Genomic DNA, 26,349 nt, shown 5'->3' on the forward strand with positions numbered 1-26,349 from the left:
CCCGCCCGAGACACCGGACAACGACCAGCCGCCTCCCGCCCGAGACACACGGACAACGACCAGCCGCCTCCCGCCCGAGACACACGGACGACGGCGAGCCCGCCCTCAGTCCTCGGCCGGCGCCGCCACCCGCCCCGTCAGCGCCGCCAGCGAACTGCGCACGTGCGCCATGTGCGCCTGCACCTCGTCGCGGCCCTCCTCGTGCTCGCGCAGCACGCGTTCCGTCTCCCGGACCACCCGCTCCTCGCGCACCCGGGCCTCCGCGAGCGCCTCGGCCGCCAGCGCCTCCGCGTCCTCCTGACCGTGCCGGGCCGCCTCCCGCGTCCGGGCGAGATCTCGCTCGGCCTCCGCGAGCCGCGCCTCCGCCCGCCCGGCCAGCTCCGCGTGACGGGACTCCAAGGCCCTTTCCGCCCGCGCCAGTTCGGCCTCGGACACCTGCCGCCGCTCCGCGTGCTCCTGCTCCTGGTGGGCCAGCACACCGGCCGTGCGCACCCGCGTCTCCTTCATGGCCCGCTCCGCCGCCCCACGCACCTCGGCCGCCTCCTGCCGGGCGGCGGCCAACACACCGTCCGCCTCCCGGACCGCCTCCGCCGTCCGCTCCTCCGCCGCAGCGGACGCCGCCGACCGCACCCCCTCGGCCGCCGCCCTCGCCGCCTCGCCCGCCGAGCGCCCCGCCGCCTCCGCCGCGTCCCTCGACTCCTGGCCGACCGCCGCCGCCTCCGCCAGCAGCGCCGCCGCCTGCTCCTCCGCCAGCGCCAGAATCCGCTGAGCCCGCTCCCCCAGCTCGGCATAGGTCTGCGGAGCCAGCGAAGCCACCGCCTCACCCAGCCGGGCCGCCTCCGCCGACAACTCCTCCGCCCGGCCCGTCAGCCGGGACACCTCCGCGAGGGCCGCGTCCCGTTCGGCCACCAGCGCGGCCGTCGCCCGCTCCACCTGCTCCGGACGGTAACCACGCCCCCGAACACCGACGAACTCGTACGGGGACACCGGTCCAGCACTCATCCCTGAAACCTCTCTCCGACACTCCGACACTCCGGCACGCGGATCGCCCCGCAATACGCCAAGGATGCGGTAATTGATGCCAGAAGTCGGAATCGATCAACAGCATTCAGGACGGGAAGCGACCGGCGTCACAGCCCCGGTGTGCCAAGAGGCGCCCGGCCCGTCCCCGGGTCCGGGCGCCTCCCGCCGCACGGTTCAGCCGCGCGTACGCCTCACGTACGCCTCACGTACGCCTCAGAGCAGACCGTCCCACATCTGTTCCAGCAGCACCGACCACCAGCTCTCCGGCGACGCGAGCGCCGCCGCGTCCAACGCCGCCAGCTGTGCCTGAAAATCGACGGTCCAACGACCCGCCTGCTCCGGATTCAGGCCATACCTCAGCCGCCACATCCGACCCAGCAACGCCATCGACCGCACGAACTCCGGCAGCCCCGTGTTCACGAACTGCGGCTGCGCCGACTGCCCGCCCGGACCCGCCTCCACCGGCACGGCCACGATGTTCGCCGTCCCGTACTGAACGCAGATCGCCCGGCCGAAGTCCGAACCCACCACCAGGTACGACCCCGCGTCCGAGGCCGCCCGCACCTGCCGCTGCGCCGCCAGCTCGCCCAGCGTCGGTATCACCGGCTGCCCCGGCTGCGCCCAGAAGAACGGCCCGAAATCGGCGGGCAGCCCCGCCCAGACCAACGTCCGCGCCACCGTCTCGGGCACGCCCTGACGCGACACCGCCCGCTGGTCGAACCGGAGGATGCCGTGCGGACCGAACGCCCGCACCAGCTCCTCGGCCACGCCCTCCGGAGGAAGCGCCGGCGCGGGCGGCATCTGCGGCAGCGGTGCCCGCATCGGTGCGGGCCGCGCCGGGCCGTCCGCCACCTGGTGCAGTTCACCCTGGTGGGTCAGCAGGTGCCGCATCCCCTGCTGCCGACTCGCGTGATCCGTGCCGTACGGGGCGACGCTGGTGATCCGCACCTGCGGCCACGTCTCCCGGATCATCCGCGCGCAGTAGCCACCCGGCAGCTCGCACGACTCCAGCTCCGTGTGCAGCTCGATGACCTGCTGCGGCGGCACGTTCATGGCCCGCAGTTCGTGCAGCATCTGCCACTCCGGATGCGCGGTACCCGGCGCGGAACGGCGGATCAGCTGCTGCTCACTGCCGTCGGCCGCGCGGAACCGCAGCACCGCCTGGTACCCCGGGCCCACGGTCGGCAGGCCGCTGGGCTGCTGCGGATAGCCGTACGCCGGGGGCGACGGGACCTGCGGAGCAGAACCCGGTACGCCGGGAGGACCGGGGGGACCGGGGGGACTCGGCGGGCCGGGCGGAACCGGAGGGCCGACCCGGCCGGGGCCCGCGAGCATCGTCTCGGCGTGGTGCAGCCCGCCACCCGGCGGCGGCGTCGCACCCGGCGGCGGCACTCCAGGCGGCCCCGGAGGCAGCGGTGGACCGGGCGGACCGGGGCGCTGAACCCCGGCCGGGCCGGACGGCGGCACCGCACCGGGCACTCCGGGCGGCCCCGGAGGCTGCGGCGGACCAGGAGGACCAGGAGGACCGGGCGGACCAGGAGGCGGAGTGCCGCCGGACGGGCCGGACGGGGGAACGAGCTGCGTCGGAAGGTAGCCACCCGCCGGAGCACCCGGCGCACCCGGACCGGAAGCCGTCGGCATCCCACCCGGCCGCACCCCGTGCGCACCGTGCGCACCGGGGGCATGGGCACCTGGAGCACCGGGCGGCGGCGGGGTCGCCCGACCGTCACCGTCGCTCCGCGCACCGCTCGGCGGTGCCGTGGCCGTGGCCTTGCCGGTGGCCGCGTCCGCGATGCCACCGGCACCCCGGCCGGCCGGGTCGTCACGGTCGTCCCGCTCGATCTGCGGCGCCACCTGCGTACGCGGCAGCGCACTGCCCCCGGACATCAGTGCCGTGGGAGCCTCGGCCGGGACGACCGGCGGCGGGGCCCCCTCGTCGTCCGAGCCGGAGAGCGGCGGCGCGAACACCGTCTCGGGCAGCAGAACAGCCCCGTCGTCGGAGCCCGGGTTCGTGTCCGTGCCCGCCCACGGGGTCGCCCCGGCGGGCACACCGTCGGACGCGGTGGGCTCATGCCCTCCGCCGCCCGCCACCGCAGCGCCCTCCGTCGCACCCCCGCCGGAGGCGGACGACGACTCCCGGCCATCCGGAATGCCCAACTTGTCCGCCGCCTCCTGAAGCCACTCCGGCGGCGTCAACAGGAACGACGTCTGATTCAGATCCACCCGCCGCGGCGGCTCCGGAGCCGCCGGCGCCTCGACCGGGCCCCCGTACTCCTCCTCGTACCGCCGGATCACCTCGCCCACCGGCAGCCCCGGCCACAACGTCGCCTCGCCGCTGTCCCGGGCGACCACCATCCGCTGCCGGCCACCGTCCGAGACCGGGCCCTCCGCCCGGTCCTCCGCCCACACCACGAAGCCCAGCTCGAACTCACGGACCCGCACCTCCCGATGCTGATACGCGGGCACGTCACCGTTGACCCACTCGTCCGCCCGCTCCTGCGCCTGCGCGAAAGTCACCATCGCGCACTCACCCCTCCACCGGGACGGTCCGCGCGAAGCCACCGTCCACCATCAGGTTCGCCACGGTCTCCAACTCCGGCGGATTACCCGCCAGTCGCTGGAGGAAGACGTCGAAATCCGCACCACAGGGCAGCAACAGCCGCTCCGTACGCTCCTGCACGCTCCAACCGTCCCGGTCCCGGACGTCGTCGTACGGGCAGAACCACACCGAACCCGCGTCCCGGCCCCGCACCTTCACGGCGAGGATGCCGCCCTGCACGAACGAGACGCCCAGGTAGTCCTTCGTGAAGTGGTCCCGCAGACACTTGTTCACATACACCAGGTCGTTCACCGCGGCCTCGTCCCGCACCGTGAAGAACGGCTGATCCACCAGCAGCCCCAACTCCGCGTCCAGCGCCGCACCCACCGGAGCCGAACCTCCCGCCGCCTTCAGGAAGGAACGGTACGCACCCGGCAGCCGGTACCCCAGATCCTCCTCCACGCCCTGGATCTGCTGCTCACTCACCGCGACAGCGCCCTTGGGCAGCCGGAAGTGCGCCGGACGCGTCTCCCGCAACGGCCGCGTACCACGCCGCTCCTGATCCACCGCCGTCGACGCCAGACCACCGTGATGCCGCAGCAGTGCCTTCACCTCGACCGGCACCAACTCCATCCGCCGGCCACCCGCCACGTGATGCCACGTCCAGCCGTGCGGCGTCGCCACCGACGGAATCGTGTCCCACAGCTCATGACCGGACGCCGCCATCGCCGCGTTCGCCGACACGTAATCCGTCAAACGCAACTCATCGATCCCGAAACCCTCCGGCGGATCGGCGATCTCCGCGGCGGCACGCGCGTACGGCGAGAACTCCGGCCGACCGGCCCCGTCCATCCGCACACCCCGCGGATGACGCGACGCCCGCACCGGGTCCGGAAAATGCACGACCTGCCCGGCATAGGCCGCGTTCGGTGGCGCGGCTTGCTGCCCGAGCCGACCTGTCGTCATGGCGGTTGCCCCCTGCTGCGTCCGGTGTTCCGCACAGCCTATGCGGTGAGGTCGCAGCGACCTCTGCCCCACCAATTCCGTCACGTTCGGTCATATTCAGGTGACGGATGAGCGACGGATGAGCGACAGACACCCACCCTCACGCGACACGCAGAGACGTTTCCATGCCCCAGCTTCCCCACCACCCGGCACATTTGACAGGCTGTCCCCGCAACTCGGGGGATTGCAGGGAGGGACGTCACCAGGATGCATACCGCACAAACAGTCACCACAGGGGACCCGCGACTCAGCTGGAGCAGCACCGCCACCAGCCGCACACCCCAACTGCTCCACCGCCGCGACGGGATCCTCCCCGCCGTAGCGGCAGCACTCTCCGTACGCGGAGAAACACTCACCTGCACCGCGGGCAAGGGCGACCAGCCACCCACCCTGCACCCACTCGTCCAGGACTTCCTCGACGCCCTCACCAGCGGCCAACGCGAACGCTTCACCGGCCGCTGCCCCGAAGCCATACTGCTCTCCCGCCAACTCACCGCCGCCGAGGGCAACCGCTCCAAACGCGCCCAGCGCAAACCCCTCACCAACGGCGAAGCCCGCCGCGCCCTCAAGCACTCCCGCATCACCACCCGCCGCATCCGCGAGGACGGCGACCCGCTCCACGGCGCCTACGCACCGCCCTGCCGCTCCTGCACCGCACTCCTCGCCCACTTCGGCGTACGCCCCGTCGACCTCACCGCCAGCGGCGCCGCGACCACCGCCGAGAAGGGCTGACCGCCCACCCATGCACGACGACCCGCGCACCTCCACCACCCGCTTCCCCGTCGCCGTCGACGCCGCCCTGCGCGAAGCCGGCTGGCAACCCGGCCGCTGGGACATCCGGCAGGCCGAGGAATGGGCCGACGCCCTGCGCGCCCACACCTCCCCCGCCGGCCACCGGCACGCGGTCTTCCCCTCCGCCGTCGAAGCCTGGGCCGAATTCGGCGGACTGCGCATCACCGGATCCGCCCCGGGCCCGCACCTCGCCCCCTCCCCCGTACGCATCGACCCGCTCAGCGGACTCCACCTCGCCCGCACCCTCGGCGACCTCGGCCGGGCACTGGAAACGGAAGTCGCCGCACTCGGCGACGAAGGCGACGGGCAGGCCGTCCTCGCCATCGACACCGAAGGACGCGTCTACAGCATCGACCACACCGGCGACTGGTACCTGGGCGCCGACATCGACGAAGCCCTCGCCACCCTCGTCACCGGCACCCAGCCGGCCCGCCTCACGTCAGCCTGACACCCGACCCGACCCGACCCGACCCGACCCGGCCGGGGCCCAGGTCAGACGGCCTCCGCCGTCTCCGCCGCCCCCGCCGCGTCCGGCAACACCGCCGACACCCGGAACCCACCCGCGTCCGTCGGCCCCGACACGAACACCCCGCCCAACCCCAGCACCCGCTCCCGCATCCCCACCAAGCCGTTCCCCCCGCTCGGCAACCCCGCGTCCGCCACCGCCCCGTCCGACGGCCCGTTCTCCACCTGCATCGCGACCTCCGCCCCACGATGCGCCAACCGCACCCACGTCTTCGCCCCCGCCGCATGCTTGTGGACGTTCGTCAACGCCTCCTGCACCACCCGGTACGCCGTCTGCTCGACCTCCGGCGCATACGCCCGCAGGTCACCGTCCACCGACAGCTCCACCGTCATCCCCGCCTCCCGCGACTGCGCCACCAGCGCCTCCACCTCACACAGCCGCGGCCCGTCCTCCGACACCGCGGCCGCCGCGGCAGCCGCCGCCACCCGGCCCACCGCCGCCAACGGCGGCGCACCCCCCGCCCCCGCGGAAGCCGCCGACGCGTCCCCGCTGCGCAGCACGCCGAGCATCTCCCGCAACTCCGTCAGCGCCTGCCGCCCCATGTCCCCCACCAGCGCCGCGTTCCGCACGGCCTTCGCCGGATCCTTCGGCGCGACCGCCTGGAGGGCCGCCGCGTGCACCACCATCAGACTCACCCGGTGGGCCACCACGTCATGCATCTCCCGGGCGATCCGCGTCCGCTCCTCCGTACGCGCCCACTCCGCACGCTCCTCAGCCCGGTCCGCGAGCAGCGACAGCTCCCGCTCCAACGAGTCCGCCCGCTCCCGCAGGCTCTCCATCAACCGCCGCCGAGCCCCTATGTACAGGCCGAACAGCACCGACGGAGCCGTCAGCCCCACCGACATGACCGCCGACATCAGCGGCACGTACCAGTCGCCCGGCCCGAAATCCGCCTGCTCCGCCACGCTCTGCCGCAACCGCAGGTAGGTCACGATGAGCGTCCCCACCAGCGACATACCCGCCAGCACCACCGTGATCCGCCGCGGCACCTCGGACGCCGCCAGCGAGTACAGGCCCACCAGCGCCATCAGAAAGCCCATCTCGGCCGGCGTCATCGCGATCGACACCAGCACCACGGCGATCGGCCACCGCCGCCGGACCAGCAGAACCGAACCCGCCAGCAGCCCGAACACCACACCCAACGCGGTCGGCAGACCGGCCCGTCCGGCGAAATCCACCCCCTCCAGGGCACACTCCAGCGCCGACACCAGCGCCAGCCCCACATCCAGGGCGACACTGCGCCGCCGCCCCCACCACCAGTAACCGCGGGCGGTCGTCTCCGCCGTCCTCTGGTCTGCCCCCGTTGCGGTCATGGCATCCACCCTACGGGCGCACGCATCCGCTTTTCGGGGGGCCGACATCAGCACGATTCTCGTTCGAACGTGCACGAAACACCCGCTGATCGCCCGAAATGGCGAATCGACCATGTTTTCGACCCGGACGTCCGCATTCCGGACGAGCATCACCGTATGACGAAGACCACAGGGAAGACCACAGGCAAGTACGCCGACTTCGAAGGTCTCCGCGAGCAGGCGGTGGCACTGCGCCGCGAAGGGCTCAGCCGCCGCCAGATCCGCGACCGCCTTCACGTCGACAACAACGACATCCTCCACCGCCTCCTCCAGGGCGAACCCGCCCCGGAGTGGACGAAGCGCCCGTACGCCAAGGACGACGTACGGGCCAAGGCCCGCGAGCTGCGCCTGGCGGGCATGACCTACGACCAGATACAGCTGGAGCTGGGGTGCTCGAAGAGTTCCATCTCGCTGTGGGTACGGGATCTGCCGAAGCCGGAGCGCAGCCGCAGCGCCATCGAACAGGCGCGCCTCGCGGGACGCATGCGATGGGATCACGAACTGGCCGTGCGGGACACCGAACGCCGGCGGACGAAGGCCGCCGCCCGGGACGAGACCGTGGCCATGTCCGATCAGGAGCTGTTCTACACCGGCGTCGCGCTGTACTGGGCCGAGGGAGGCAAGGACAAGGCCTACGCCCGGCGTGAGGACGTCACCTTCATCAACAGCGATCCGGACGTCATCGTCGTCTACCTCGCCTGGTTGGACCTGCTGGAGGTGGGGCGGGACCGCCTCTCCTTCCGGGTGATGATCCACGAGACCGCCGACGTGCCGGCTTCCGAGCGCTACTGGGCCGACTTGGTCGGCATCGACGTGTCCGGCCTCCGGAAGACGACCTTGAAGAAGCACAACCCGAGGACGATCCGGAAGAATGTGGGCGAGACATATCGAGGCTGCCTGGTCGTCCGGGTCGCCAAGGGCGCCACCCTCTATCGCCGTATCGAAGGGTGGTGGTCGGGGATCGCCGCAGGGGCCACCTCTCGGCTCAGGAGCGGTGATCGACCCGGTAGGGTTGAGGCGTGATCCGCCGTGGGGTAGCGGCATCCCGCAGGCCTTTGGAGCCTTGAGACGCTGGTTCGAATCCAGCCGGCGGAGCTCACGCATCGGGCCCCGACCACACCGGTCGGGGCCCGCCCCCGTTTCGGACGGAAACGCCCCCGGTATCCTGCGGATGACCACCACCCGAAGCCGAAGGGCACATCCGTGAGCGCCAACAGCCCGGCAGCCGTCGTCGTCCTCGCAGCGGGTGAGGGCACCCGCATGAAGTCGAAGACCCCCAAGGTCCTGCACGAGATCTCCGGGCGCTCGCTCGTCGGTCATGTCGTCGCCGCCTCCCGCGAACTCGGCCCGCACCACCTCGTCGTGGTCGTCGGCCACGCCAGTGAGCAGGTCACCGCGCACCTCGCCGCGGAGCACCGGGACGCGCCCGTGCGCACCGCCTTCCAGGCCGAGCAGAACGGCACCGGCCACGCCGTGCGGATGGGGCTGGAGGAGCTCGGCGGGACGGTCGAGGGCACCGTGATCGTCGTCTGCGGCGACACGCCGCTGCTGTCCGGCGAGACGCTGGGCGCGCTCGCGGCCACCCACGCGGCCGACGGCAACGCGGTGACCGTGCTGACCGCCGAGGTGCCGGACTCCACCGGTTACGGGCGGATCGTGCGCGACGCCGCCAGCGGTGCGGTGACGGGGATCGTGGAGCACAAGGACGCCACCGACGAGCAGCGCGCGATCCGGGAGATCAACTCCGGTGTGTTCGCGTTCGACGGCCGGCTGCTGGGCGACGCGCTGGCGAAGGTGCGGACGGACAACAGTCAGGGCGAGGAGTACCTGACGGACGTGCTGTCCATCCTGCGGGAGGCCGGGCACCGGGTCGGGGCGTCGGTCGCGGGCGATCACCGGGAGATCCTGGGCATCAACAACCGGGTGCAGTTGGCCGAGGCGCGCCGGCTGCTGAACGAGCGGCTGTTGGAGCGGGCGATGCTGGCGGGGGTGACGGTGGTGGATCCGGCGTCGACGTTGATCGACGCGACGGTGACGTACGAGCGGGACGCTCTCGTGCATCCGGGGACGCAGTTGCTGGGGACGACGCATCTCGCGGAGGACTGCGAGGTGGGGCCGAATTCGCGGCTGAGGGACACGGTGGTGCACGCGGGCGCGCGGGTGGACAACGCGGTGACGGACGGGGCCGAGGTGGGGCCGGGGGCGTCGGTGGGGCCGTACGCGTATCTGCGGCCGGGGACGCGGCTGGGGGCGAAGGCCAAGGCCGGTACGTACGTGGAGATGAAGAACGCGGCGATCGGTGAGGGCACGAAGGTTCCGCATCTGAGTTATGTGGGGGACGCGACGATCGGGGAGTACACGAACATCGGTGCGGCGAGCGTCTTCGTGAACTACGACGGGGTGGCCAAGCACCACACGACGATCGGTTCCCACTGCCGTACGGGTTCGGACAATATGTTTGTGGCGCCCGTCACGGTCGGGGACGGGGTGTATACGGCTGCGGGGTCGGTCATCACGAAGGACGTGCCCGCCGGTTCGCTGGCTGTGGCGCGGGGCCAGCAACGGAATATCGAGGGTTGGGTGGCCCGGAAGCGTCCGGGCAGTGCCGCCGCTCAGGCAGCTCAGGCGTCGGCCGGGGAGACCGACGGCCAAAGCTGACCGGAAACAGGTGCGCCGGTGACGGCGTACCGTGATAGATGCTCACCCATTTCGGCTGGCTCGTTGCACATCGGGACCACTGCGTGCAGCGCCAGATACATGTCTGAGGAGACTGTGCTGTGACCGGGATCAAGACGACCGGCGAGAAGAAACTGATGCTCTTCTCCGGCCGCGCCCACCCCGAGCTGGCCGAGGAGGTCGCGCACCAGCTGGGTGTCGGTCTCGTGCCGACGAAGGCTTTCGATTTCGCCAACGGTGAGATCTACGTGCGGTTCCAGGAGTCGGCACGTGGCGCGGACTGCTTCCTGATCCAGAGCCACACGGCTCCGATCAACAAGTGGATCATGGAGCAGTTGATCATGCTGGACGCGTTGAAGCGCGCGTCGGCCCGTTCGGTGACGGTGATCCTGCCGTTCTACGGCTATGCGCGTCAGGACAAGAAGCACCGGGGTCGTGAGCCTATCTCGGCGCGTCTGGTGGCGGACCTGATGAAGACGGCGGGTGCGGACCGGGTGCTCACGGTCGATCTGCACACGGATCAGATCCAGGGCTTCTTCGACGGTCCGGTGGATCACCTGTTCGCGCTGCCGATCCTGGCGGACTACGTGGGTGCGAAGGTGGACCGGTCGAAGCTGACGATCGTGTCGCCGGACGCGGGCCGGGTGCGGGTCGCGGACCGTTGGTGCGACCGGCTGGACGCGCCGCTGGCGATCGTGCACAAGCGCCGCGACAAGGACGTGCCGAACCAGGTGAGCGTGCACGAGGTGGTGGGCAACGTCGAGGGCCGGGTGTGTGTGCTGGTCGACGACATGATCGACACCGGTGGCACGATCTGCGCGGCGGCGGAGGCGTTGTTCGCGCACGGTGCGGAGGACGTGATCGTGACGGCGACGCACGGGGTGCTGTCGGGTCCGGCGGCGGACCGGTTGAAGAATTCGAAGGTGAGCGAGTTCGTGTTCACGGACACGTTGCCGACGCCGGGTGAGCTGGAGCTGGACAAGATCACGGTGCTGTCGATCGCGCCGACGATCGCGCGTGCGGTGCGTGAGGTGTTCGAGGACGGTTCGGTGACGAGCCTGTTCGAGGAGCAGGAGTAGTCCCGAGGCGCGCGGGCGCGGTCCCGGCCTCGGTGACGGGGTCGGGGTCGGGCTCGGGGTGATCCACTTTGGGGTGCGGCCTCCCTTCCGGGTAGACTCACTGAGTTGCTCGGCGAGGGAGGCCGTACCTGTGTGTACGGCGGTCCGTTATCGACGCGCTCTTCGTAGCAGGCCTGTCGTGGGCCGGGTGACCGTTCGAGTTCCGTCGCCCGACGGTTCTGTCACCTGACGAGGAGTGCAACCATGGCTGAGATCAAGCTCGCCGCTGAGGCCCGTACCGAGTTCGGCAAGGGCGCCGCCCGTCGTACGCGTCGTGCCAACCGGGTTCCCGCGGTCGTCTACGGCCACGGTGCCGAGCCGGTCCACATCACGCTGCCGGGTCACGACCTGCTGCTCGCGCTGCGTACGGCGAACGTGCTGATCGGTCTGGAGATCGACGGCAAGGACGCGCTGGTCATCCCGAAGGCTGTGCAGCGCAACCCGCTGAAGGGCGACATCGAGCACGTCGACCTGCTGACGGTGAAGCGTGGCGAGAAGGTCAACGTCGAGATCGCGGTGCACGCCGAGGGCGACCTGGCGCCGGGTTCGAACCTGCTGGAGTACGTGCAGAACACGCTGCTCGTCGAGGCCGAGGCCACGCACATTCCGGAGTCCGTGACGGTGTCCGTCGAGGGTCTGGACGCGGGTGACTCGATCCTGGCGAAGGACGTTCCGCTGCCGAAGGGTTCCGTGCTGGCCGGTGACGAGGACGCGATCGTGCTCCAGGTCGTCGCCGCCCAGGCGGAGGAGTCGCCGGCGGACGAGGCCGCGGAGACCGAGAGCGCCGAGGGCTGAGCCTCGCCGTTCCCGTTCCACCTGCTTGACTGACGGGGTGGTGGTTCCCTTGCGGGGGATCCGCCACCCCGTTGTCCGTTTCCCGTTCTTTCCGTTCCTTCTGTCCCTTGTTCCTTCTGTTCTTCCCGTTCTTCCTGTTCTTTTCTGTTCCGTACGTGAGGAGACCGAGCGCTGATGTCCGACGGCACCGACCCCTGGCTCGTGGTGGGCCTGGGCAATCCCGGCCCTGAGTACGCGGCGAATCGCCACAATGTGGGGTTCATGGTGGCCGATCTGCTGGCGGAGCGGATCGGGGGGAAGTTCAAGCGGGCGCAGAAGGCGCAGGCGCAGGTGTTGGAGGGGCGGGTGGGTTCGCCGGGGCCGGGGAGTCGTCGGGTGGTGGTGGCGAAGCCGATGTCGTTCATGAATCTGTCGGGTGGTCCGGTCAACGCGCTGCGGGAGTTCTACAAGGTGCCGGTGGACCGTGTGGTGGCGGTGCATGACGAGTTGGACGTGGATTTCGGGTCGCTGCGGTTGAAGTCGGGCGGGGGTGACAACGGGCACAACGGGTTGAAGTCGATGACGAAGGCGATGGGCGCGGACTATCACCGGGTGCGGTTCGGGATCGGTCGGCCGCCGGGCCGGACGCAGGTGGCGGATTTCGTGTTGAAGGATTTCTCGTCGACGGAGCGCAAGGAGTTGGCGTTCCTGGTGGACCGGGCGGCGGATGCGGTGGAGTGCCTGTTGGCGGAGGGGTTGGAGCGGGCGCAGAGCGCGTACAACTCCTGATGTCCGCTGGATGCGTGGGTGGCTGGGTGTGGCGGGGCGGCCCTGCTGGTGGCGGTGTTCGTCGCCGGTAGCGGGGCCGCCCCGGTCGTTCTGTGGGGTCTTCCGTGGGGTCAGCCGGTGTTGCGGAGTCCGGCGGCGACGCCGTTGACGGTGAGCAGCAGGGCGCGGGCGAGGAGCGGGTCGGGCTCTTCGCCGCGTGCGGCGGCTTGGCGTTGGCGGGCGAGGAGGGAGACCTGGAGGTAGGAGATGGGGTCGAGGTAGGCGTCGCGGATGGCGAAGGTCTGCTGGAGGACCGGGCTGGTGCCGAGGAGTTCCCTGCCGCCGGTGACGCGGAGGACTTCTTGGACGGTGAGGGCGTGTTCGGCCTCGATGTCGGCGAAGACGTGCTTGAGGTCGTCGGGGACGAGGGTGTCGACGTAGTGGCGGGCGATGCGCAGGTCGGTCTTGGCGAGGGTCATCTCGACGTTGGAGATGAAGTTGCGGAAGAAGTGCCAGTGTTCGTGCATCTCGTCGAGGACGGTGTCGAGTCCGGCTTCGCGGAGGGCTTTGAGGCCGGAGCCGACGCCGTACCAGCCGGGGACGATCTGGCGGGACTGGGTCCAGCCGAAGACCCAGGGGATGGCGCGGAGTCCGTCGAGGCCGGCTCCGGAGTCGGGGCGGCGGGAGGGCCGGGAGCCGAGGTGGAGTTCGGCGAGTTGGTCGACGGGGGTGGAGGCGAAGAAGTAGGCGGGGAGGTCGGGGTCTTCGACGAGCTTGCGGTAGGCGTGGTGGGCGGCGTCGGAGACGGTGTCCATGGCCGCGTCCCAGCGGGCGAGGGCTTCGTCGGACTGGCGGGGTGCGGTGTGCAGGGCGGATGCCTGGAGGGTGGCGGCGACGGTGAGTTCGAGGTTTTCGCGGGCGAGGGCGGGGATGAGGTATTTGTCGGAGATGACCTCGCCCTGTTCGGTGACCTTGATCTCGCCTTCGAGGGTGCCCCAGGGCTGGGCGAGGATGGCGTCGTGGGAGGGGCCGCCGCCGCGGCCGACGGTGCCGCCGCGGCCGTGGAAGAGGCGCAGGCGTACGCCGTAGCGGTGGGCTACGTCGCGCAGGCGGCGTTGGGCGCGGTGGATTTCCCACTGGGAGGTGGTGATGCCGCCGAACTTGGAGGAGTCGCTGTAGCCGAGCATGACTTCCTGGACGTCGCCGCGTAGGGAGACGAGGCGTCGGTAGGAGGGGTCGGCGAGCATTTCGTCGAGGATGACGTCGGCGGCGCGGAGTTCGTCGGTGGTTTCGAGGAGGGGGACGATGCCGATCTTGGCCCAGCCGGCGTGGAGGTCGAGGAGTCCGGCTTCGCGGGCGAGGACGGCGGCGGCGAAGACGTCGTCGGCTCCCTGGCACATGGAGATGATGTAGGACTCGATGACTTCGGGGCCGAAGCGTTCGAATGCCTGCTTGATGGTGTGGAAGACGCCGAGGGTCTTCTCGCCGGCTGCGTCGAGGGGTGCGGGGGTGGGGGCGAGGGGGCGGCGGGAGCGGAGTTCCTTGGCGAGGAGCTTCTGCCGGTATTCGCGGGGCATGTCGGCGTAGCGCCAGGATTCCTCGCCGAGTCGGTCGAAGAGCTGGCCGAGGGCGTGGTGGTGGGCGTCGGCGTGTTCGCGGACGTCCATGGTGGCGAGCTGGAGGCCGAAGGCGGAGAGGGTGCGGATGGTGCGGTCCATGCGGCCGTCGGCGAAGAGTCCGCCGCGGTGTTCGCGCAGGGAGGTCTGGATGAGGGCGAGGTCCTCGATGAGTCCGGCGGTGCCGAGGTAGTCGACGCCGGGGCGGTGGGGGGTGCCCTTGGCGAGGCGTTCGCGGGTGTTGACGAGCTTCTGGCGGATGCAGGTGGCCTTGAGGCGGTAGGGCTCTTCGGCGTTGAGGCGCTTGTAGCGGGGGCTGATGCCGGGGAGGCGTTCGAGGTCGGCCTGGAGGGAGGTGAGGAGCTCGTCGGTGGCTCCGGTGTAGCGGATGGAGTTGGAGAGCAGTCCGCGCAGGTAGTCGACGAGTTCGAGGGCGTCGGTGATGCCGTGTTCGTGCTGGAGGATGAGGACGTCCCAGGTGACGGCGGGGGTCACGTTGGGGTTGCCGTCGCGGTCGCCGCCGATCCAGGTGCCGAAGGTGAGGGGGCGGGTGCCGGCGGGGAGTTGGACGCCGACGCGTTCGAGTTCGGCGGCGAGGTCTTCGAGGACGTCTCCGACGGCGTTGGCGTGGAGTTCGTCGAGGTAGTAGATGGCGTTGCGGGCTTCGTCGGCGGGTTCGGGCCGGACGACGCGGAGTTCGTCGGTCTGCCAGATGAGGTCGATGTTCTCGGCGAGACGGAGGTCGAGGCGGCGGCGGTCGGCCTCGATGACGGGGGTCTCCAGGAGTTCGGCGATGCGGCGGAGCTTGTTGAGGACGGAGCGGCGGGCGGCTTCGGTGGGGTGGGCGGTGAAGACGGGCCGGACGTTGAGGTTCTTGACGGTGGCGCGCAGGTGTTCGGGGTCGGCGTCCTTGAGGCGGTCGGCGGTGCGGGCCAGCAGTCCGCCTTCGGCGGAGCGGCGGTCGCGCATCTCGTGGGCGCGGTGGACCTGCTCGGTGACGTTGGCGAGGTGGAAGTAGGTGGAGAAGGCGCGGACGAGTTGCGCCGCGGTCTCCAGGTCCGTGTCGCCGAGGAGTGCGGCGGCGGCTTCGCCGTCGGTGCGGGTCAGGGCGCGTACTCGTTCGACGAGGTCGAGGAGTTCCTGGCCTTCCTGGCGGACGAGGGTTTCGCCGAGGAGGTCGCCGAGGCGGCGGATGTCGGCGCGCAGCTCGGGGCTGGCGGCGGGGGTCTGGTCGGCACTGCTCACAGTGTGCGGCTCCTTGCAGTGAATGAGGAGGTGCGTCGCTTGGCGTCTCCCGGTTCGGGGTGTGGCGGTGGGAGACGGGTGGGCGGGGTCCGGGGCACTGCGGCTTGAGCGGTGCTGTCGCCACGCCCGGACGAGCGGGTGCGGACCGCGCTGTCCGACCCTTCAAGGATAGGTGTCGCCGTGGGGGCGTGTCCGCAGGCCCTGGCGGGGGTGCTGTCGGACATGGGGCTCCTTACCCGGTGGGCGGGTGGGTTACCGCGGGCGACGGGCTGGACCGGCTTCTCGTGTTGTGGGCCCCGTCACTGTCATACTTACCAAGCCGTAGGTTACGGAAGCGTAGCCACGGCTGTCCGTGCCTGCTTCCTCACCCTGCGGGGGTCCCCCCATGCCGTCCACTCCCGATGTGATCGACGATCCGCAGCCGCCCGCTCCGGCGGTCGCGGGTCTTCCCTCCGCCACGCTCGGCGGGGACAACAAGCGGTCGATCGAGCAGTTCGCGTTGCTGCTGTTCATCGTGGTGCCGTTCGTCGCCCTGGTGGCGGCGGTGCCGCTGGCGTGGGGCCGGGGGGTGAGCTGGCTGGATCTGGGGTTGCTGGTGGCGATGTACTTCATCGGCTGCCACGGCATCACGATCGGTTTCCACCGGTATTTCACGCATGGTTCGTTCAAGGCGAAGCGGCCGTTGCGGATCGCGCTGGCGGTGGCGGGTTCGCTGGCGGTGGAGGGGCCGTTGGTGCGGTGGGTGGCTGATCACCGCAAGCATCACCGGTTCTCGGACGCGGAGGGTGATCCGCATTCGCCGTGGCGGTTCGGCGAGTCGCTGCCGGCGTTGTTGAAGGGCCTGTGGTGGGCGCACATCGTGTGGATGTTCGACGAGGAGCAGACACCGCAGCAGAAGTACGCTCCGGACCTGGTGAAGGACCCGGCGATCCGGGCGGTGTCGCGTCACTTCATGACGTTCACGATCGTGTCGTTGGCCATTCCGCCGCTGGTGGGGGGTCTGGTGACGATGTCGTGGTGGGGTGCGGCGACGGCTTTCTTCTGGGGGTCGCTGGTGCGGGTGGCTCTGCTGCATCACGTGACGTGGTCGATCAACTCGATCTGTCACGCGGTGGGCAAGCGTCCGTTCGCGTCGCGGGACCGGTCGGGGAACGTGTGGTGGCTGGCGGTGCTGTCGTGCGGCGAGTCGTGGCACAACCTGCACCACGCGGATCCGACGAGTGCCCGGCACGGGGTGATGCGGGGGCAGATCGACTCCAGCGCCCGGTTGATCCGCTGGTTCGAGAAGCTGGGCTGGGCCTATGACGTGCGGTGGCCGGACGCGGAGCGTATCGACTCCCGGCGCGCGTCGGTTCCGGCCGACGCGGCATGATTGACGACGTGGCGACCGACGGCAGCACGAGCAGCGAGAAGAGCAGGACCTCCCCCGCCCGCCGGCCCAGGAGGGTCCGGATGACGGGCAAGGAGCGCCGGGAGCAGCTGCTGGACATCGGGCGCACCCTGTTCGCCGACAAGGGGTTCGAGGGCACGTCGGTGGAGGAGATCGCGGCGCGGGCCGGGGTGTCGAAGCCGGTGGTGTACGAGCACTTCGGCGGCAAGGAGGGTCTGTACGCCGTGGTGGTCGACCGCGAGATGCGTCAGTTGCTGGACATGGTGACGGGGGCGCTGACGGCGGGCCATCCGCGTGAGCTGCTGGAGCAGGCGGCGTTCGCGCTGCTGGACTACATCGAGACGTACACGGACGGGTTCCGGATTCTGGTGCGGGATTCGCCGGTGGCGCAGTCGACGGGGACGTTCGCGTCGTTGATCAGCGATATCGCGACGCAGGTGGAGGACATTCTGGGGCTGGAGTTCAAGGCGCGGGGCTTCGATCCGAAGCTGGCCCCGCTGTACGCGCAGGCGCTGGTGGGGATGGTGGCGCTGACGGGGCAGTGGTGGCTGGACGTGCGCAGGCCGGGGAAGGCGGAGGTCGCGGCGCATCTGGTGAACCTGTCGTGGCACGGGCTGGAGAACCTGGAGTCGAAGCCGCGGCTGATAGGGCACCGCAAGAACTGATCCGGGGACGGGTGCGCGGGGCGTCACCTGTGCGGAGCACCGCACCCCCGGAGGTGAAGATCCGCCGCGAGATGACCGTGGTCCTGGATCGGCGCAACGGTCCGGAGCCTGATGTCTCCGTCGTGCGTGCCGAGGCCGTTACCGGACCGGAGATCACGCGGTACCGGGCCGCCGACGTCCTCCTCGCCGTCGAGGTCGTCTCGCCCGACTCCGAGGCCCGTGACCGGGAGGCCAAGCCGCACAAGTACGCGGCGGCGGGCATCGAGCACTTCTGGCTGGTGGAGATGACGGGCACCGATCCGCATCCCGTGGTGCGGATCTACGAGCGGGATCCGGTGACGAAGGCGTACGCGCTGACGGGGATCCACCACGACCGGCTCAAGACGGCTGTGCCGTTCCCCGTGGATATCGACATGTCGGCGGACGCGCTCAAGGCGTTGTAAGGGCGGGGCCGGGGTTCTTCCGGGCGACGGCGAAGACGCGGCGGAAGGGGAAGACCGTGCCGTGCGGGCCCGGCGGGTAGGCGTCGTGGAGCAGGGTGCGGTAGTCGGCCAGGAACGCTTCGCGGGCTTCGGGGTCGTCGGCGAGGGCGGTGAGGACGGGGCGCAGGGCGCTGCCTTTGACCCAGTCGAGGACGGGGTCGTCGCCGTGGAGGGTCTGGAGGTAGGTGGTCTCCCAGACGTCGGCGGTGCAGTTGAGGTCCTGGAGGCGGGTGAGGTAGTCGGCGGGGTCCAGGACGGCGGCGGTGTGTTCGCCCGCGCCGTGGAGCAGGGGACGCCAGCGGTCGGAGGCGCGGAGGCGGGCGAGGAGGGTGTGGCTGGGGGCGGTGAAGTTGCCGGGGACCTGGAAGGCGAGGGTGCCGCCGGGGGCGAGGGCGTCCAGCCAGCGGGGGAAGAGGTCGGCGTGGTCGGGGATCCACTGGAGTGCGGCGTTGGAGACGATCAGGCCGTACGTCTCGGTGGGGGTCCAGGTGGCGGCGTCGGCCTCGGCGAAGTCGAGGAGGGGCGGGCGGGCGTGCGCGGCGGCCTCGGCGAGCATCTGCGGTGAGTTGTCGTAGCCGGTGACGCGGGCGGTGGGCCAGCGGTCGGCGAGGAGGGCGGTGACGTTGCCGGCGCCGCAGCCGAGGTCGGCGACGCGGGGCGCGGGGCGGCCCGGGAGGTCGCCGATGCGGGCGAGCAGGTCGTGGAAGGGGCGGGTGCGCCGGTCCGCGTGACGCAGGTACTGGTGGGGGTCCCAGGTGGGTGCGGTCATGGGGTCAGGATCACGCCCGAAATATCTCGATGTCAAGACACTCGAATTCAAGAGACTTCATGTCGACAGACCCTCTACACTGATCGTCATGGAGGACGAGGTCGACCGTCTGGTCGCTGCATGGCGCCGCGAGCGCCCCGACCTCGACGTGGAACCGCTTGAGGTGCTCAGCCGCGTCTCCCGGCTGGCGCGCCACCTCGACCGGGCCCGCCGGATCGCGTTCGCCGAGCACCATCTGGAGCCGTGGGAGTTCGACGTGCTCACCTCGCTGCGGCGGGCCGGCGCCCCGTACCAGCTCTCGCCCGGACAGTTGCTGACCCAGACGCTGGTCACCTCGGGGACGATGACCAACCGCATCGACCGGCTCACCAAGAAGAACCTCGTCGAGCGGCTGCCCGACCCGAGCGACCGGCGCGGCGTGCTCGTCCGGCTGACCGCCGAGGGCCGCGACAAGGCCGACCAGTCGCTCGCCGGCCTCCTCGACCAGGAGCGCGCCATCCTCGGCGAGCTGTCCCGCCGCCAGCGCGGCGAACTGGCGGGGCTGCTGCGCCGGCTGACCGCCCCGTTCGACAACATCCCCGGCTGAGGCGGGCGGCCGGCCGTCCCCGCCGTGCGCCGGTGCTCCCCGCCGCGCGCCCGTGGCGGCGCGGATCACGGCGCCGTCCCCAGTGGCACCGGCTCCGGGTCGGCCGGTCCCACGCCCGCCCGCCGGGCCAGCGCCACGGCGGCCAGGGTCGAGTGCACCCCGAGCTTGCCCAGCACGTTCTGCATATGGGTGCGCACGGTGTGCGGGGACAGGAACAGCCGCTCCGCGACCGCCTTGCGGCCCAGCCCCGCCACCATGCAGCGCAGCACCTCGCGCTCGCGGGGCGTCAGCGACTCCACCAGCCGCTCGCTGTCGGTGCGGTGCCTGCGCGCCTCGGTCAGCTCCCGCAGCACCCCGGTGAGCAGGGCGGGCGGCAGATGCGTCTCGTCGCGCAGCACGCCCCGGATCACCGCCAGCAGCCGTTGCAGCGAGCAGTCCTTGGCCACCCAGCCGCAGGCCCCCGCCTGGAGCGCCCGCGCGGCCCGGCGCGGGTCGTCCTTCTCCGCGAGCACGACGGAGCGGACGGCGGGCCGGGCCTCGCGTACGCCCGCGACCAGGGAGATGCCGTCCACGATGCCGGTCTCGCCCTGCCGGGCCACGGGCACGGGCACGGTGTGGTTGCCGCCGGTGGCGAGGACGCCGAGTTCGGCGTCGACCAGCATCACGTCGAAGGCGCGCCCCTCGGCAGCCGCGCGCTCCAGTGCGCGCAGCGCGGCCGGGCCGCTGCCCGCGGCCGTCACGTCGACGTCCGGCTCGGCCGCGAGGGCCGCGGCGAGCGACTCGGCGAAGATGCGGTGGTCGTCGACCACCAGAACCCGGATACGCGTCACGTCAACCCCCTCGGTGGGGGCGGACAGCCGCGGGTACGGCGTCCGGAGTGATGTGGACGGCACGCGTGCTCCCGGCCGCCGCCGCTCGCCGCCCGCCCCGCTCCGGGACGCCGCACCCGACTCTCTCGCCCCCTGATTCGGCACCGGCCCCCACCGGTGCCGGACATCAGCGTACGGGCGGGGGCGGGAGGGGGTAGGTCTCTTCTCGGAACTGGTCGCACCAGGTGTTTAGGGTGGGTCTCATGTTCCGTCTTGAGACAGAAGTAGACAAAGAACGTCGCATTCTGCTGAGCGGGCGGCTGCGGGACGACAACAGGGCGTCCTCCGCCGGGCTGCGCGCGCTGCTCACCACCTCCGCCGAGCACGAAGTCCCGCTGGAGGTCTGGGCGCTGGACGAGCACGGCGCGGTGGCCGGCGGGCTGATCGGGCGGACGTGGGCGTACTGGCTCCACGTGGATCTGCTGCACGTGGACGCGGCGCACCGCGACAGCGGCCTCGGTTCGCGGCTGCTCGCCGAGGCCGAGCGGGTGGCCCGCACCGAACGCGCCTGCACCCGCTCGCGGTTGGAGACCTGGGACTTCCAGGCTCCGGGCTTCTACCGCAAGCAGGGGTACGAGGAGATCGGCCGGGTCGAGGACTACCCGCCCGGCGTCACCGAGTTCATCCTGGTGAAGCGGCTCTGAGCGGCGGGCCCGCGCCGGGCGGTGTCGTCAGCCCAGGCGGCGCGCTCCGGCCGAGGGGACGGCGGCGAAGATCCCGGGCGCGGCGTGCCCCGCGGCGGCGAACTCCTCCGTGACGGCCGTGGCGACCGCGTCGGCCGCCGCCTCCTCCACCAGGACGATCGCCGAGCCGCCGAAGCCGCCGCCGGTCATCCGCGCGCCGAGCGCTCCGGCCTTCTGCGCCGTCGCCACCGCGAGGTCCAGCTCCGGGCAGGAGACCCGCAGGTCGTCGCGGAGGGAGCGGTGGCCCTCGTCGAGGAGCGGTCCGGCGGACCGTACGTCGCCGGCGTCGAGCAGGGCGACGACCTGCTCGACCCGCCGGTTCTCGCCGACCACATGGCGTACGCAGCGGATGACGGACTCGCCCGCTCCGGACCGGGCGAGCGTGGTGAGCGCCGTGTCGAGTCCGTCGTGCGGGAGGTCGCGCAGGGCGGGCAGGGAGAGCAGGCGGGCGCCCTCCTCGCAGGCGGCCCGGCGCTGCGCGTAGGCGCCGTCGCCGAGGGCATGCTTGACGCGGGTGTCGACTACCAGGAGCGTCAGGCCCCGGGCGGCGAGGTCGAACGGGACCTGGCGCGGGGTGAGGTCGCGGGTGTCCAGGTGCAGGGCGTGGCCGTCGGTGCAGCAGGCGGAGGCCATCTGGTCCATGATCCCGCAGGGGACGCCGACGAAGTCGTTCTCGGCGCGCTGGGCGAGGACGGCGAGTTCGGCGGCGCTCAGGCCGAGTTCGAACAGGTCGTTCAGGGCGAGCGCGGTGACGACTTCGAGGGCGGCGGAGGAGGAGAGGCCGGCGCCGGTGGGGACGGTGGAGGTGAGGGCGATGTCCGCGCCGGTCACGGGGTGTCCGGCCTCGCGCAGCGCCCAGAGGACTCCGGCCGGGTAGGCGGCCCAGCCGTGGCCGGAGTGCGGGGCGAGTTCGTCGACGCGCAGGGAGACGACGCCGCCGGGCACGTCGGAGGAGTGCAGGCGCAGCCGGCCGTCGGTGCGGCGGGAGGCGGCGGCGCGGGCGGTGTGCGGGAGGGCGAGCGGCAGGACGAAGCCGTCGTTGAAGTCGGTGTACTCGCCGATCAGGTTCACCCGTCCGGGTGCGGCCCAGACGCCTTCGGGTGCGGTTCCGTAGAGCTCGGTGAAGGCGGCGGCCGGTTCGGTCCCGTGCGGCTCGGTGGTCACGGTCATGCGGTGGTGGGCTCCTGTCGGCGGGCGAACTGCCAGGCGTCGGCGATGATGTCGGCCAGGTCGGCGCGGGAGGGCTGCCAGCCGAGGCGTTCGGCGGCGGTGGCGGCGGAGGCGACGAGGACGGCGGGGTCGCCGCCGCGGCGGGGGGCCGCGGTCTCGGGGACGGGGTGGCCGGTGACCTTGCGGACGGTCTCGATGACCTCGCGCACGGAGAAGCCGTTGCCGTTGCCGAGGTTGCAGATCAGGTGCTCGCCCGCGGCGGCGGCGTCCAGGGCGAGCAGGTGGGCCTCGGCGAGGTCGGCGACGTGGATGTAGTCGCGGACGCAGGTGCCGTCGGGAGTGGGGTAGTCGTCGCCGTAGACGGAGATCGACTCACGCTGCCCCAGGGCGACTTGGAGGACGAGCGGGATGAGGTGGGATTCGGGTGCGTGGCGTTCGCCGCAACTGCCGTACGCTCCGGCGACGTTGAAGTAGCGCAGGGAGACGGCGGCGAGTCCGTGCGCGGTGGCCTCGCCGCTGATCATGTGGTCGACGGCGAGCTTGGACGCGCCGTAGGGGCTGGTGGGCGCGGTGGGGTCGGTCTCGGTGATGGGGCTGGAGACCGGTTCGCCGTAGGTGGCGGCGGTGGAGGAGAAGACGAGGGTGCGGACGCCCGCGTCGCGCATGGCGGCGAGCAGGGCAATGGTGCCGCCGACGTTGTTGACCCAGTACTTCTCCGGGTCGAGGACGGATTCGCCGACCTGGGAGTAGGCGGCGAAGTGCAGGACTCCGTCGTAGGAGGCGTCCAGCAGGCGGCCGGCGTCCTGGATGCGGCCCTCGACGAACGCGGCTCCGGCCGGGACGCCCTCGCGGAAGCCGGTGGAGAGGTCGTCCAGGACGGTGACCGTGTGCCCGGCTTCCAGCAGGTGCTGTGCGACGACGCTGCCGACGTATCCGGCGCCACCGGTGACCAGGTACTTCTTGGGGCGGTTGCTCACTTGCTCGCTACCTCTCGCAGTCGCTGGGCCGCGGCTTCCGGCGGCACGTCGTTGATGAACACACTCATGCCGGATTCGGAACCCGCGAGGAACTTCAGCTTGCCGGAGGTGCGTCGAATGGTGAAAAGCTCCAGATGCAGGGCGAAGTCCTCCCGTCCGGGGGCGTCGAAGGGCGCCTGGTGCCAGGCGGAGATGTACGGCGTCGGGGGCTCGCCGGGGCCGAAGATCCGGTCGAAGCGCCTGAGGAGTTCCAGGTAGACCTGCGGGAACTGGGCCCGTGCGTCGTCGTCGAGGCCCCGCAGGTCGGGGACGCGGCGGCGCGGGTGGAGGTGGACCTCGTAGGGCCAGTGGGCCGCGTAGGGGACGTAGGCGATCCAGTGCTCGGCGGTGAGGACGACGCGCGAGCCGTCCGACTCCTCCAGCGCGACGACGTCGTCGAAGAGGTTGCGCCCGCTCTCCTCGCGGTGGCGGGCGGCCGAGCGCAGCATCAGTTCGGTGCGCGGGGTGACGAAGGGGTAGCCGTAGATCTGGCCGTGCGGGTGGCCGAGGGTGACGCCGATCTCGGCGCCGCGGTTCTCGAAGCAGAAGACCTGGGCGACCTGGCCGAGTGCGGCGAACTCGGCGGTGCGGTCGGTCCAGGCGGCCAGGACGAGGCCGGCCTGCTCCTCGGTGAGGTCGGCGAAGGACGCGTCGTGGTCGGAGGTGAAGCAGACGACTTCGCAGCGGCCCGAGCCGCCGGCGAGTGAGGGGAAGCGGTTCTCGAAGACGGCGACGTCGTAGTGGTCGTCGGGGATCTCGCTGAGCCGGCCGTCGCGCGAGGGGCAGAGGGGGCACTCGTCGGCCGGCGGGTGGTAGGTGCGGGCCTGGCGGTGCGAGGCGATCGCGACGGCGTCGCCGAGGAGCGGGTCGCGGCGGATCTCGGACGCGGTCGAGACGGGGTCGAGGGGCCGTCGGTCGACGGCGTCGCGGACGGTGCCGTCCGCGCGGTCGTAATAGATCAGCTCACGGCCGTCGGCGAGGCTCGTAACCGTCTTCTTCACCAGGTTCCTCCAAACATAACCAAACATAAGAAATCACAAACCAACATCTTCGTCAATGACTCGACTCGGGGAGGTGCGTGACGGAGGAGGTCGACCCGGGGTCGCGATCGAGTCGCGCGACTACGCGCGTGACGCCCGTCGGCCGCCCGGCGGAGCCCGGCAGAGACCGCGCCGCATTTCCGGACAATTCACCACACTCGATCACGATCGAACAAAGAACGTCAGCACGAGTGTTCATTTAGCGAACACAGAGGCGTAAGTTCCCTCGGGTTCAGTTCACGCAACGAAGCGGGTACCCCCCATGCAGACACTGGCCGAAGGGCTCCGTCTCCCCACGAACGGGCTCGACTACGCCATCCTGGCGATCTACTTCGTCGTCGTACTCGGCATCGGCTTCGCCGCGCGCGCCAGCGTGCGGACGAGCCTCGACTTCTTCCTCTCCGGACGGTCCCTGCCCGCCTGGGTGACCGGGCTCGCCTTCGTCGCGGCCAACCTCGGGGCCACCGAGATCCTGGGCATGGCGGCCACCGGCGCGCAGTACGGCGTCGCGGTCGTGCACTGGTACTGGATCGGCGCGATCCCGGCCATGGTCTTCCTCGGCCTGGTGATGATGCCGTTCTACTACCGCTCCAAGGTCCGCTCCGTACCGGAGTTCCTGCTCCAGCGGTTCGACAGGTCGGCGCACCTGCTGAGCTCCGTACTCTTCGCCTTCGCGGCGATCCTGATCGCGGGCGTCAACCTGTACGCCCTGTCGATCGTCGTGGAGGCGCTTCTCGGCTGGCCGCAATGGGTCGCGATCGTCGTCGCGGGCCTGTTCGTGCTGGTCTACATCACCATCGGCGGCCTCTCCTCGGCGATCTACAACGAGGTGCTCCAGTTCTTCGTCATCCTCGCCGCGCTGATCCCGCTCACCCTGCTCGGCCTCAAGCGGGTCGGCGGCTGGGACGGCATGAGCGACTCGCTGACGAAGCAGCACGGCGCGGACTTCATGTCCGCCTGGAGCGGCACCGGCATCGGCGACGCCAACCCGCTGGGCGCGAACTGGCTGACGATCATCCTCGGCCTGGGCTTCGTGCTCTCCTTCGGCTACTGGACGACGAACTTCGCCGAGGTGCAGCGCGCCCTGTCCGCGAAGAACCTCTCCGCCGCCCGGCGCACCCCGCTCATCGCCGCCTTCCCGAAGATCTTCATCGTCTTCGCGGTGATGATCCCGGGCCTGGTCGCCGCCGTGATCGTCCCGCAGATCGGCACCCCGGACTCCGGCCTCACCTACAACGACGCGATACCGCTGCTCATGCAGGAGCTACTGCCCAACGGCGTCCTCGGCATCGCGGTGACCGGTCTGCTGGCCGCGTTCATGGCGGGCATGGCGGCCAACGTGTCGTCGTTCAACACGGTGTTCACGACGGACATCTGGCAGCGGTACGTGGTGAAGGACCGGCCGGACGCGTACTACCTGCGGTTCGGGCGGCTGATCACGGCGCTCGGCGTGCTGGCCTCGATCGGCACGGCGTTCATCGCGGCGAGCTTCTCGAACATCATGAGCTATCTGCAGACGCTGTTCTCGTTCTTCAACGTGCCCATGTTCGTCGTCTTCATCATCGGCATGTTCTGGAAGCGGGCTTCGATGAAGTCCGGCGTCTGGGGGCTCGTCGCGGGCACCACGGCCGCGATGGTCAACTACTTCTGGATCTACAAGGGCGGGATCATCGACATTCCGTCCGACCAGGGCGCCAACTTCGTCTCCGCGATCGTCGGATTCGTCGCCGGAGCCGTCGTCATGGTCGTCGTCACCCTGTTCACCGCGCCGAAGCCCGAGGCGGAACTGGCCGGCCTGGTCTACGGGACCGAGTCCCCGAACGCGGACGAGGCGCCGGACGAGGCGGACGGCGCCTGGTACCGCAGGCCCGCGCTGCTCGGCTGGGGCGCGATCGTGCTCGCCGCCCTGTGCTACGTCCCGTACTCGTTCTGATCGGAGGAACCCAGCATGTCCGACCTGCACAAGGAAGTCTCCGAGCTGGAGCGCAAGTCCGCGACCGCGGCCCGGCTGTTCGACATCCGCCGGATCATCGGCGGCCTGTTCGTGGTCTACGGCGTGATCGTCACCATCGCCGGGATCAACCCGTCCGACGCCGACCTCAAGAAGGCCGAGGGCGTCCACATCAACCTGTGGACCGGCCTCGCGATGCTGGCGCTCGGCCTGTTCTTCCTGGTCTGGATGAAGCTCCGCCCGGCCGAGGCCCCCGCCGCCCCGGTGCCGGACGACGACGGGAGCTGACCCGCG

Annotated in this window: 23 protein-coding genes, 1 tRNA gene and 1 pseudogene; 15 read left to right on the forward strand and 10 right to left on the reverse strand. The window is 71.0% G+C overall.

Annotation, left to right across the window (positions count from 1 at the left end; translation table 11 throughout):
- Nucleotides 1–105: 105 nt before the first annotated feature.
- From EES43_RS11080 to EES43_RS11090, 3 genes are all read right to left on the reverse strand, one after another.
- Nucleotides 106–1,002, reverse strand: coding sequence for a coiled-coil domain-containing protein (locus EES43_RS11080; protein ID WP_124268578.1), 897 nt, complete (start codon nt 1,000–1,002; stop codon nt 106–108).
- 234 nt (nt 1,003–1,236) lie between these two features.
- A complete protein-coding gene (locus tag EES43_RS11085) occupies nt 1,237–3,543 on the reverse strand; it encodes an SUKH-4 family immunity protein (RefSeq protein WP_124268579.1) in 2,307 nt (768 codons plus the stop codon).
- Between the two features lie 7 nt (nt 3,544–3,550).
- Nucleotides 3,551–4,528: an SMI1/KNR4 family protein gene (locus EES43_RS11090; RefSeq protein ID WP_124271906.1), complete on the reverse strand. Its 978-nt coding sequence runs from the start codon at nt 4,526–4,528 to the stop codon at nt 3,551–3,553.
- Between the two features lie 246 nt (nt 4,529–4,774).
- On the opposite strand from EES43_RS11090, the gene EES43_RS11095 reads away from it, so the two are divergent.
- Both EES43_RS11095 and EES43_RS11100 read left to right on the forward strand, forming a co-directional pair.
- The gene (locus EES43_RS11095) at nt 4,775–5,299 is read left to right on the forward strand and encodes a YwqJ-related putative deaminase (protein ID WP_124268580.1); all 525 of its coding nucleotides are present in this window, start codon (nt 4,775–4,777) and stop codon (nt 5,297–5,299) included.
- Nucleotides 5,300–5,309: 10 nt separating this feature from the next.
- Complete coding sequence (locus EES43_RS11100; protein WP_124268581.1) at nt 5,310–5,807, forward strand: SUKH-3 domain-containing protein; 498 nt, start codon at nt 5,310–5,312, stop codon at nt 5,805–5,807.
- A gap of 44 nt (nt 5,808–5,851) precedes the next feature.
- Here EES43_RS11100 and EES43_RS11105 read toward each other — a convergent pair whose 3' ends face one another.
- Nucleotides 5,852–7,198, reverse strand: coding sequence for a sensor histidine kinase (locus EES43_RS11105; RefSeq protein ID WP_124268582.1), 1,347 nt, complete (start codon nt 7,196–7,198; stop codon nt 5,852–5,854).
- A gap of 156 nt (nt 7,199–7,354) precedes the next feature.
- Here EES43_RS11105 and EES43_RS11110 point away from each other — a divergent pair, with 156 nt between their 5' ends.
- The 6 genes from EES43_RS11110 to pth all read left to right on the forward strand — a co-directional run bounded on the left by EES43_RS11110 (nt 7,355) and on the right by pth (nt 12,594).
- Nucleotides 7,355–8,260 carry a hypothetical protein gene (locus tag EES43_RS11110; protein WP_124268583.1) on the forward strand — a complete coding sequence of 302 codons (906 nt, stop codon included), beginning with the start codon at nt 7,355–7,357 and terminating at the stop codon, nt 8,258–8,260.
- A tRNA-Gln gene (locus tag EES43_RS11115) sits at nt 8,261–8,332 on the forward strand.
- 108 nt (nt 8,333–8,440) lie between these two features.
- Nucleotides 8,441–9,895, forward strand: a complete 1,455-nt coding sequence (gene glmU, locus EES43_RS11120; RefSeq protein WP_124268584.1) for a bifunctional UDP-N-acetylglucosamine diphosphorylase/glucosamine-1-phosphate N-acetyltransferase GlmU — start codon at nt 8,441–8,443, stop codon at nt 9,893–9,895.
- Between the two features lie 119 nt (nt 9,896–10,014).
- The gene (locus tag EES43_RS11125; protein ID WP_124268585.1) at nt 10,015–10,992 is read left to right on the forward strand and encodes a ribose-phosphate diphosphokinase; all 978 of its coding nucleotides are present in this window, start codon (nt 10,015–10,017) and stop codon (nt 10,990–10,992) included.
- Nucleotides 10,993–11,235: 243 nt separating this feature from the next.
- Nucleotides 11,236–11,826, forward strand: a complete 591-nt coding sequence (locus EES43_RS11130) for a 50S ribosomal protein L25/general stress protein Ctc (protein WP_124268586.1) — start codon at nt 11,236–11,238, stop codon at nt 11,824–11,826.
- Between the two features lie 174 nt (nt 11,827–12,000).
- Complete coding sequence (gene pth / locus EES43_RS11135; RefSeq protein WP_124268587.1) at nt 12,001–12,594, forward strand: aminoacyl-tRNA hydrolase; 594 nt, start codon at nt 12,001–12,003, stop codon at nt 12,592–12,594.
- Nucleotides 12,595–12,704: 110 nt separating this feature from the next.
- Here pth and ppc read toward each other — a convergent pair whose 3' ends face one another.
- Nucleotides 12,705–15,434, reverse strand: coding sequence for a phosphoenolpyruvate carboxylase (gene ppc, locus EES43_RS11140; protein WP_124268588.1), 2,730 nt, complete (start codon nt 15,432–15,434; stop codon nt 12,705–12,707).
- A 385-nt stretch (nt 15,435–15,819) separates the two neighbouring features.
- Here ppc and EES43_RS11145 point away from each other — a divergent pair, with 385 nt between their 5' ends.
- The 3 genes and pseudogenes from EES43_RS11145 to EES43_RS11155 form a co-directional block, all read left to right on the forward strand.
- On the forward strand, nt 15,820–16,806 hold the full coding sequence (locus EES43_RS11145; RefSeq protein WP_124268589.1) for an acyl-CoA desaturase: 987 nt from the start codon (nt 15,820–15,822) through the stop codon (nt 16,804–16,806).
- Nucleotides 16,803–17,489 carry a TetR/AcrR family transcriptional regulator gene (locus tag EES43_RS11150; RefSeq protein ID WP_124268590.1) on the forward strand — a complete coding sequence of 229 codons (687 nt, stop codon included), beginning with the start codon at nt 16,803–16,805 and terminating at the stop codon, nt 17,487–17,489. The genes EES43_RS11145 and EES43_RS11150 overlap by 4 nt, the downstream gene beginning before the upstream one ends.
- Nucleotides 17,490–17,518: 29 nt before the next feature.
- Nucleotides 17,519–17,932 (forward strand): annotated as a pseudogene (locus EES43_RS11155) (Uma2 family endonuclease); the annotation flags it as partial.
- Here the strand turns inward: EES43_RS11155 and EES43_RS11160 are convergent.
- Nucleotides 17,919–18,740: a trans-aconitate 2-methyltransferase gene (locus EES43_RS11160; protein WP_124268591.1), complete on the reverse strand. Its 822-nt coding sequence runs from the start codon at nt 18,738–18,740 to the stop codon at nt 17,919–17,921. The pseudogene EES43_RS11155 and the gene EES43_RS11160 overlap by 14 nt on opposite strands.
- 88 nt (nt 18,741–18,828) lie before the next feature.
- On the opposite strand from EES43_RS11160, the gene EES43_RS11165 reads away from it, so the two are divergent.
- Complete coding sequence (locus tag EES43_RS11165) at nt 18,829–19,326, forward strand: MarR family winged helix-turn-helix transcriptional regulator (protein ID WP_124268592.1); 498 nt, start codon at nt 18,829–18,831, stop codon at nt 19,324–19,326.
- 65 nt (nt 19,327–19,391) lie between these two features.
- Here EES43_RS11165 and EES43_RS11170 read toward each other — a convergent pair whose 3' ends face one another.
- Nucleotides 19,392–20,156: a response regulator transcription factor gene (locus EES43_RS11170; RefSeq protein WP_124268593.1), complete on the reverse strand. Its 765-nt coding sequence runs from the start codon at nt 20,154–20,156 to the stop codon at nt 19,392–19,394.
- A gap of 242 nt (nt 20,157–20,398) precedes the next feature.
- Here EES43_RS11170 and EES43_RS11175 point away from each other — a divergent pair, with 242 nt between their 5' ends.
- Nucleotides 20,399–20,839 (forward strand): GNAT family N-acetyltransferase, encoded by a 441-nt coding sequence (locus tag EES43_RS11175; RefSeq protein ID WP_124268594.1) that lies wholly within the window; start codon nt 20,399–20,401, stop codon nt 20,837–20,839.
- A 27-nt stretch (nt 20,840–20,866) separates the two neighbouring features.
- Here the strand turns inward: EES43_RS11175 and galK are convergent, their stop codons facing one another.
- Genes galK through galT form a run of 3 tightly spaced genes read right to left on the reverse strand, consistent with a single transcriptional unit; the run spans nt 20,867 to nt 24,065 of the window.
- Nucleotides 20,867–22,048, reverse strand: a complete 1,182-nt coding sequence (galK, locus tag EES43_RS11180; protein WP_124268595.1) for a galactokinase — start codon at nt 22,046–22,048, stop codon at nt 20,867–20,869.
- The gene (galE, locus tag EES43_RS11185; RefSeq protein ID WP_124268596.1) at nt 22,045–23,025 is read right to left on the reverse strand and encodes a UDP-glucose 4-epimerase GalE; all 981 of its coding nucleotides are present in this window, start codon (nt 23,023–23,025) and stop codon (nt 22,045–22,047) included. Before galE ends, galK begins: the two co-directional genes overlap by 4 nt.
- Nucleotides 23,022–24,065: a galactose-1-phosphate uridylyltransferase gene (gene galT / locus EES43_RS11190; protein ID WP_124268597.1), complete on the reverse strand. Its 1,044-nt coding sequence runs from the start codon at nt 24,063–24,065 to the stop codon at nt 23,022–23,024. The genes galE and galT overlap by 4 nt, the downstream gene beginning before the upstream one ends.
- 301 nt (nt 24,066–24,366) lie before the next feature.
- On the opposite strand from galT, the gene EES43_RS11195 reads away from it, so the two are divergent.
- Nucleotides 24,367–26,037, forward strand: coding sequence for a sodium:solute symporter family protein (locus EES43_RS11195; protein ID WP_124268598.1), 1,671 nt, complete (start codon nt 24,367–24,369; stop codon nt 26,035–26,037).
- Nucleotides 26,038–26,052: 15 nt separating this feature from the next.
- Nucleotides 26,053–26,343 carry a hypothetical protein gene (locus EES43_RS11200; protein WP_124268599.1) on the forward strand — a complete coding sequence of 97 codons (291 nt, stop codon included), beginning with the start codon at nt 26,053–26,055 and terminating at the stop codon, nt 26,341–26,343.
- Nucleotides 26,344–26,349 lie beyond the last annotated feature (6 nt).

Origin of the sequence: Streptomyces sp. ADI96-02, assembly GCF_003846185.1 — a bacterium.
Classification (GTDB): Bacteria; Actinomycetota; Actinomycetes; order Streptomycetales; family Streptomycetaceae; genus Streptomyces.

Bases quoted from the DNA above. Each gene is read 5' to 3' on its own strand.
- EES43_RS11085 (WP_124268579.1), bottom strand. From the start codon at position 3,543: ATGGTGACTTTCGCGCAGGCGCAGGAGCGGGCGGACGAGTGGGTCAAC.
- pth (WP_124268587.1), top strand. From the start codon at position 12,001: ATGTCCGACGGCACCGACCCCTGGCTCGTGGTGGGCCTGGGCAATCCC.
- EES43_RS11195 (WP_124268598.1), top strand. From the start codon at position 24,367: ATGCAGACACTGGCCGAAGGGCTCCGTCTCCCCACGAACGGGCTCGAC.
- EES43_RS11090 (WP_124271906.1), bottom strand. From the start codon at position 4,528: ATGACGACAGGTCGGCTCGGGCAGCAAGCCGCGCCACCGAACGCGGCC.
- EES43_RS11145 (WP_124268589.1), top strand. From the start codon at position 15,820: ATGCCGTCCACTCCCGATGTGATCGACGATCCGCAGCCGCCCGCTCCG.
- EES43_RS11165 (WP_124268592.1), top strand. From the start codon at position 18,829: ATGGAGGACGAGGTCGACCGTCTGGTCGCTGCATGGCGCCGCGAGCGC.
- EES43_RS11095 (WP_124268580.1), top strand. From the start codon at position 4,775: ATGCATACCGCACAAACAGTCACCACAGGGGACCCGCGACTCAGCTGG.
- EES43_RS11080 (WP_124268578.1), bottom strand. From the start codon at position 1,002: ATGAGTGCTGGACCGGTGTCCCCGTACGAGTTCGTCGGTGTTCGGGGG.
- EES43_RS11105 (WP_124268582.1), bottom strand. From the start codon at position 7,198: ATGACCGCAACGGGGGCAGACCAGAGGACGGCGGAGACGACCGCCCGC.
- EES43_RS11150 (WP_124268590.1), top strand. From the start codon at position 16,803: ATGATTGACGACGTGGCGACCGACGGCAGCACGAGCAGCGAGAAGAGC.
- EES43_RS11110 (WP_124268583.1), top strand. From the start codon at position 7,355: ATGACGAAGACCACAGGGAAGACCACAGGCAAGTACGCCGACTTCGAA.
- galK (WP_124268595.1), bottom strand. From the start codon at position 22,048: ATGACCGTGACCACCGAGCCGCACGGGACCGAACCGGCCGCCGCCTTC.
- EES43_RS11200 (WP_124268599.1), top strand. From the start codon at position 26,053: ATGTCCGACCTGCACAAGGAAGTCTCCGAGCTGGAGCGCAAGTCCGCG.
- EES43_RS11175 (WP_124268594.1), top strand. From the start codon at position 20,399: ATGTTCCGTCTTGAGACAGAAGTAGACAAAGAACGTCGCATTCTGCTG.
- EES43_RS11160 (WP_124268591.1), bottom strand. From the start codon at position 18,740: ATGACCGCACCCACCTGGGACCCCCACCAGTACCTGCGTCACGCGGAC.
- EES43_RS11130 (WP_124268586.1), top strand. From the start codon at position 11,236: ATGGCTGAGATCAAGCTCGCCGCTGAGGCCCGTACCGAGTTCGGCAAG.
- EES43_RS11100 (WP_124268581.1), top strand. From the start codon at position 5,310: ATGCACGACGACCCGCGCACCTCCACCACCCGCTTCCCCGTCGCCGTC.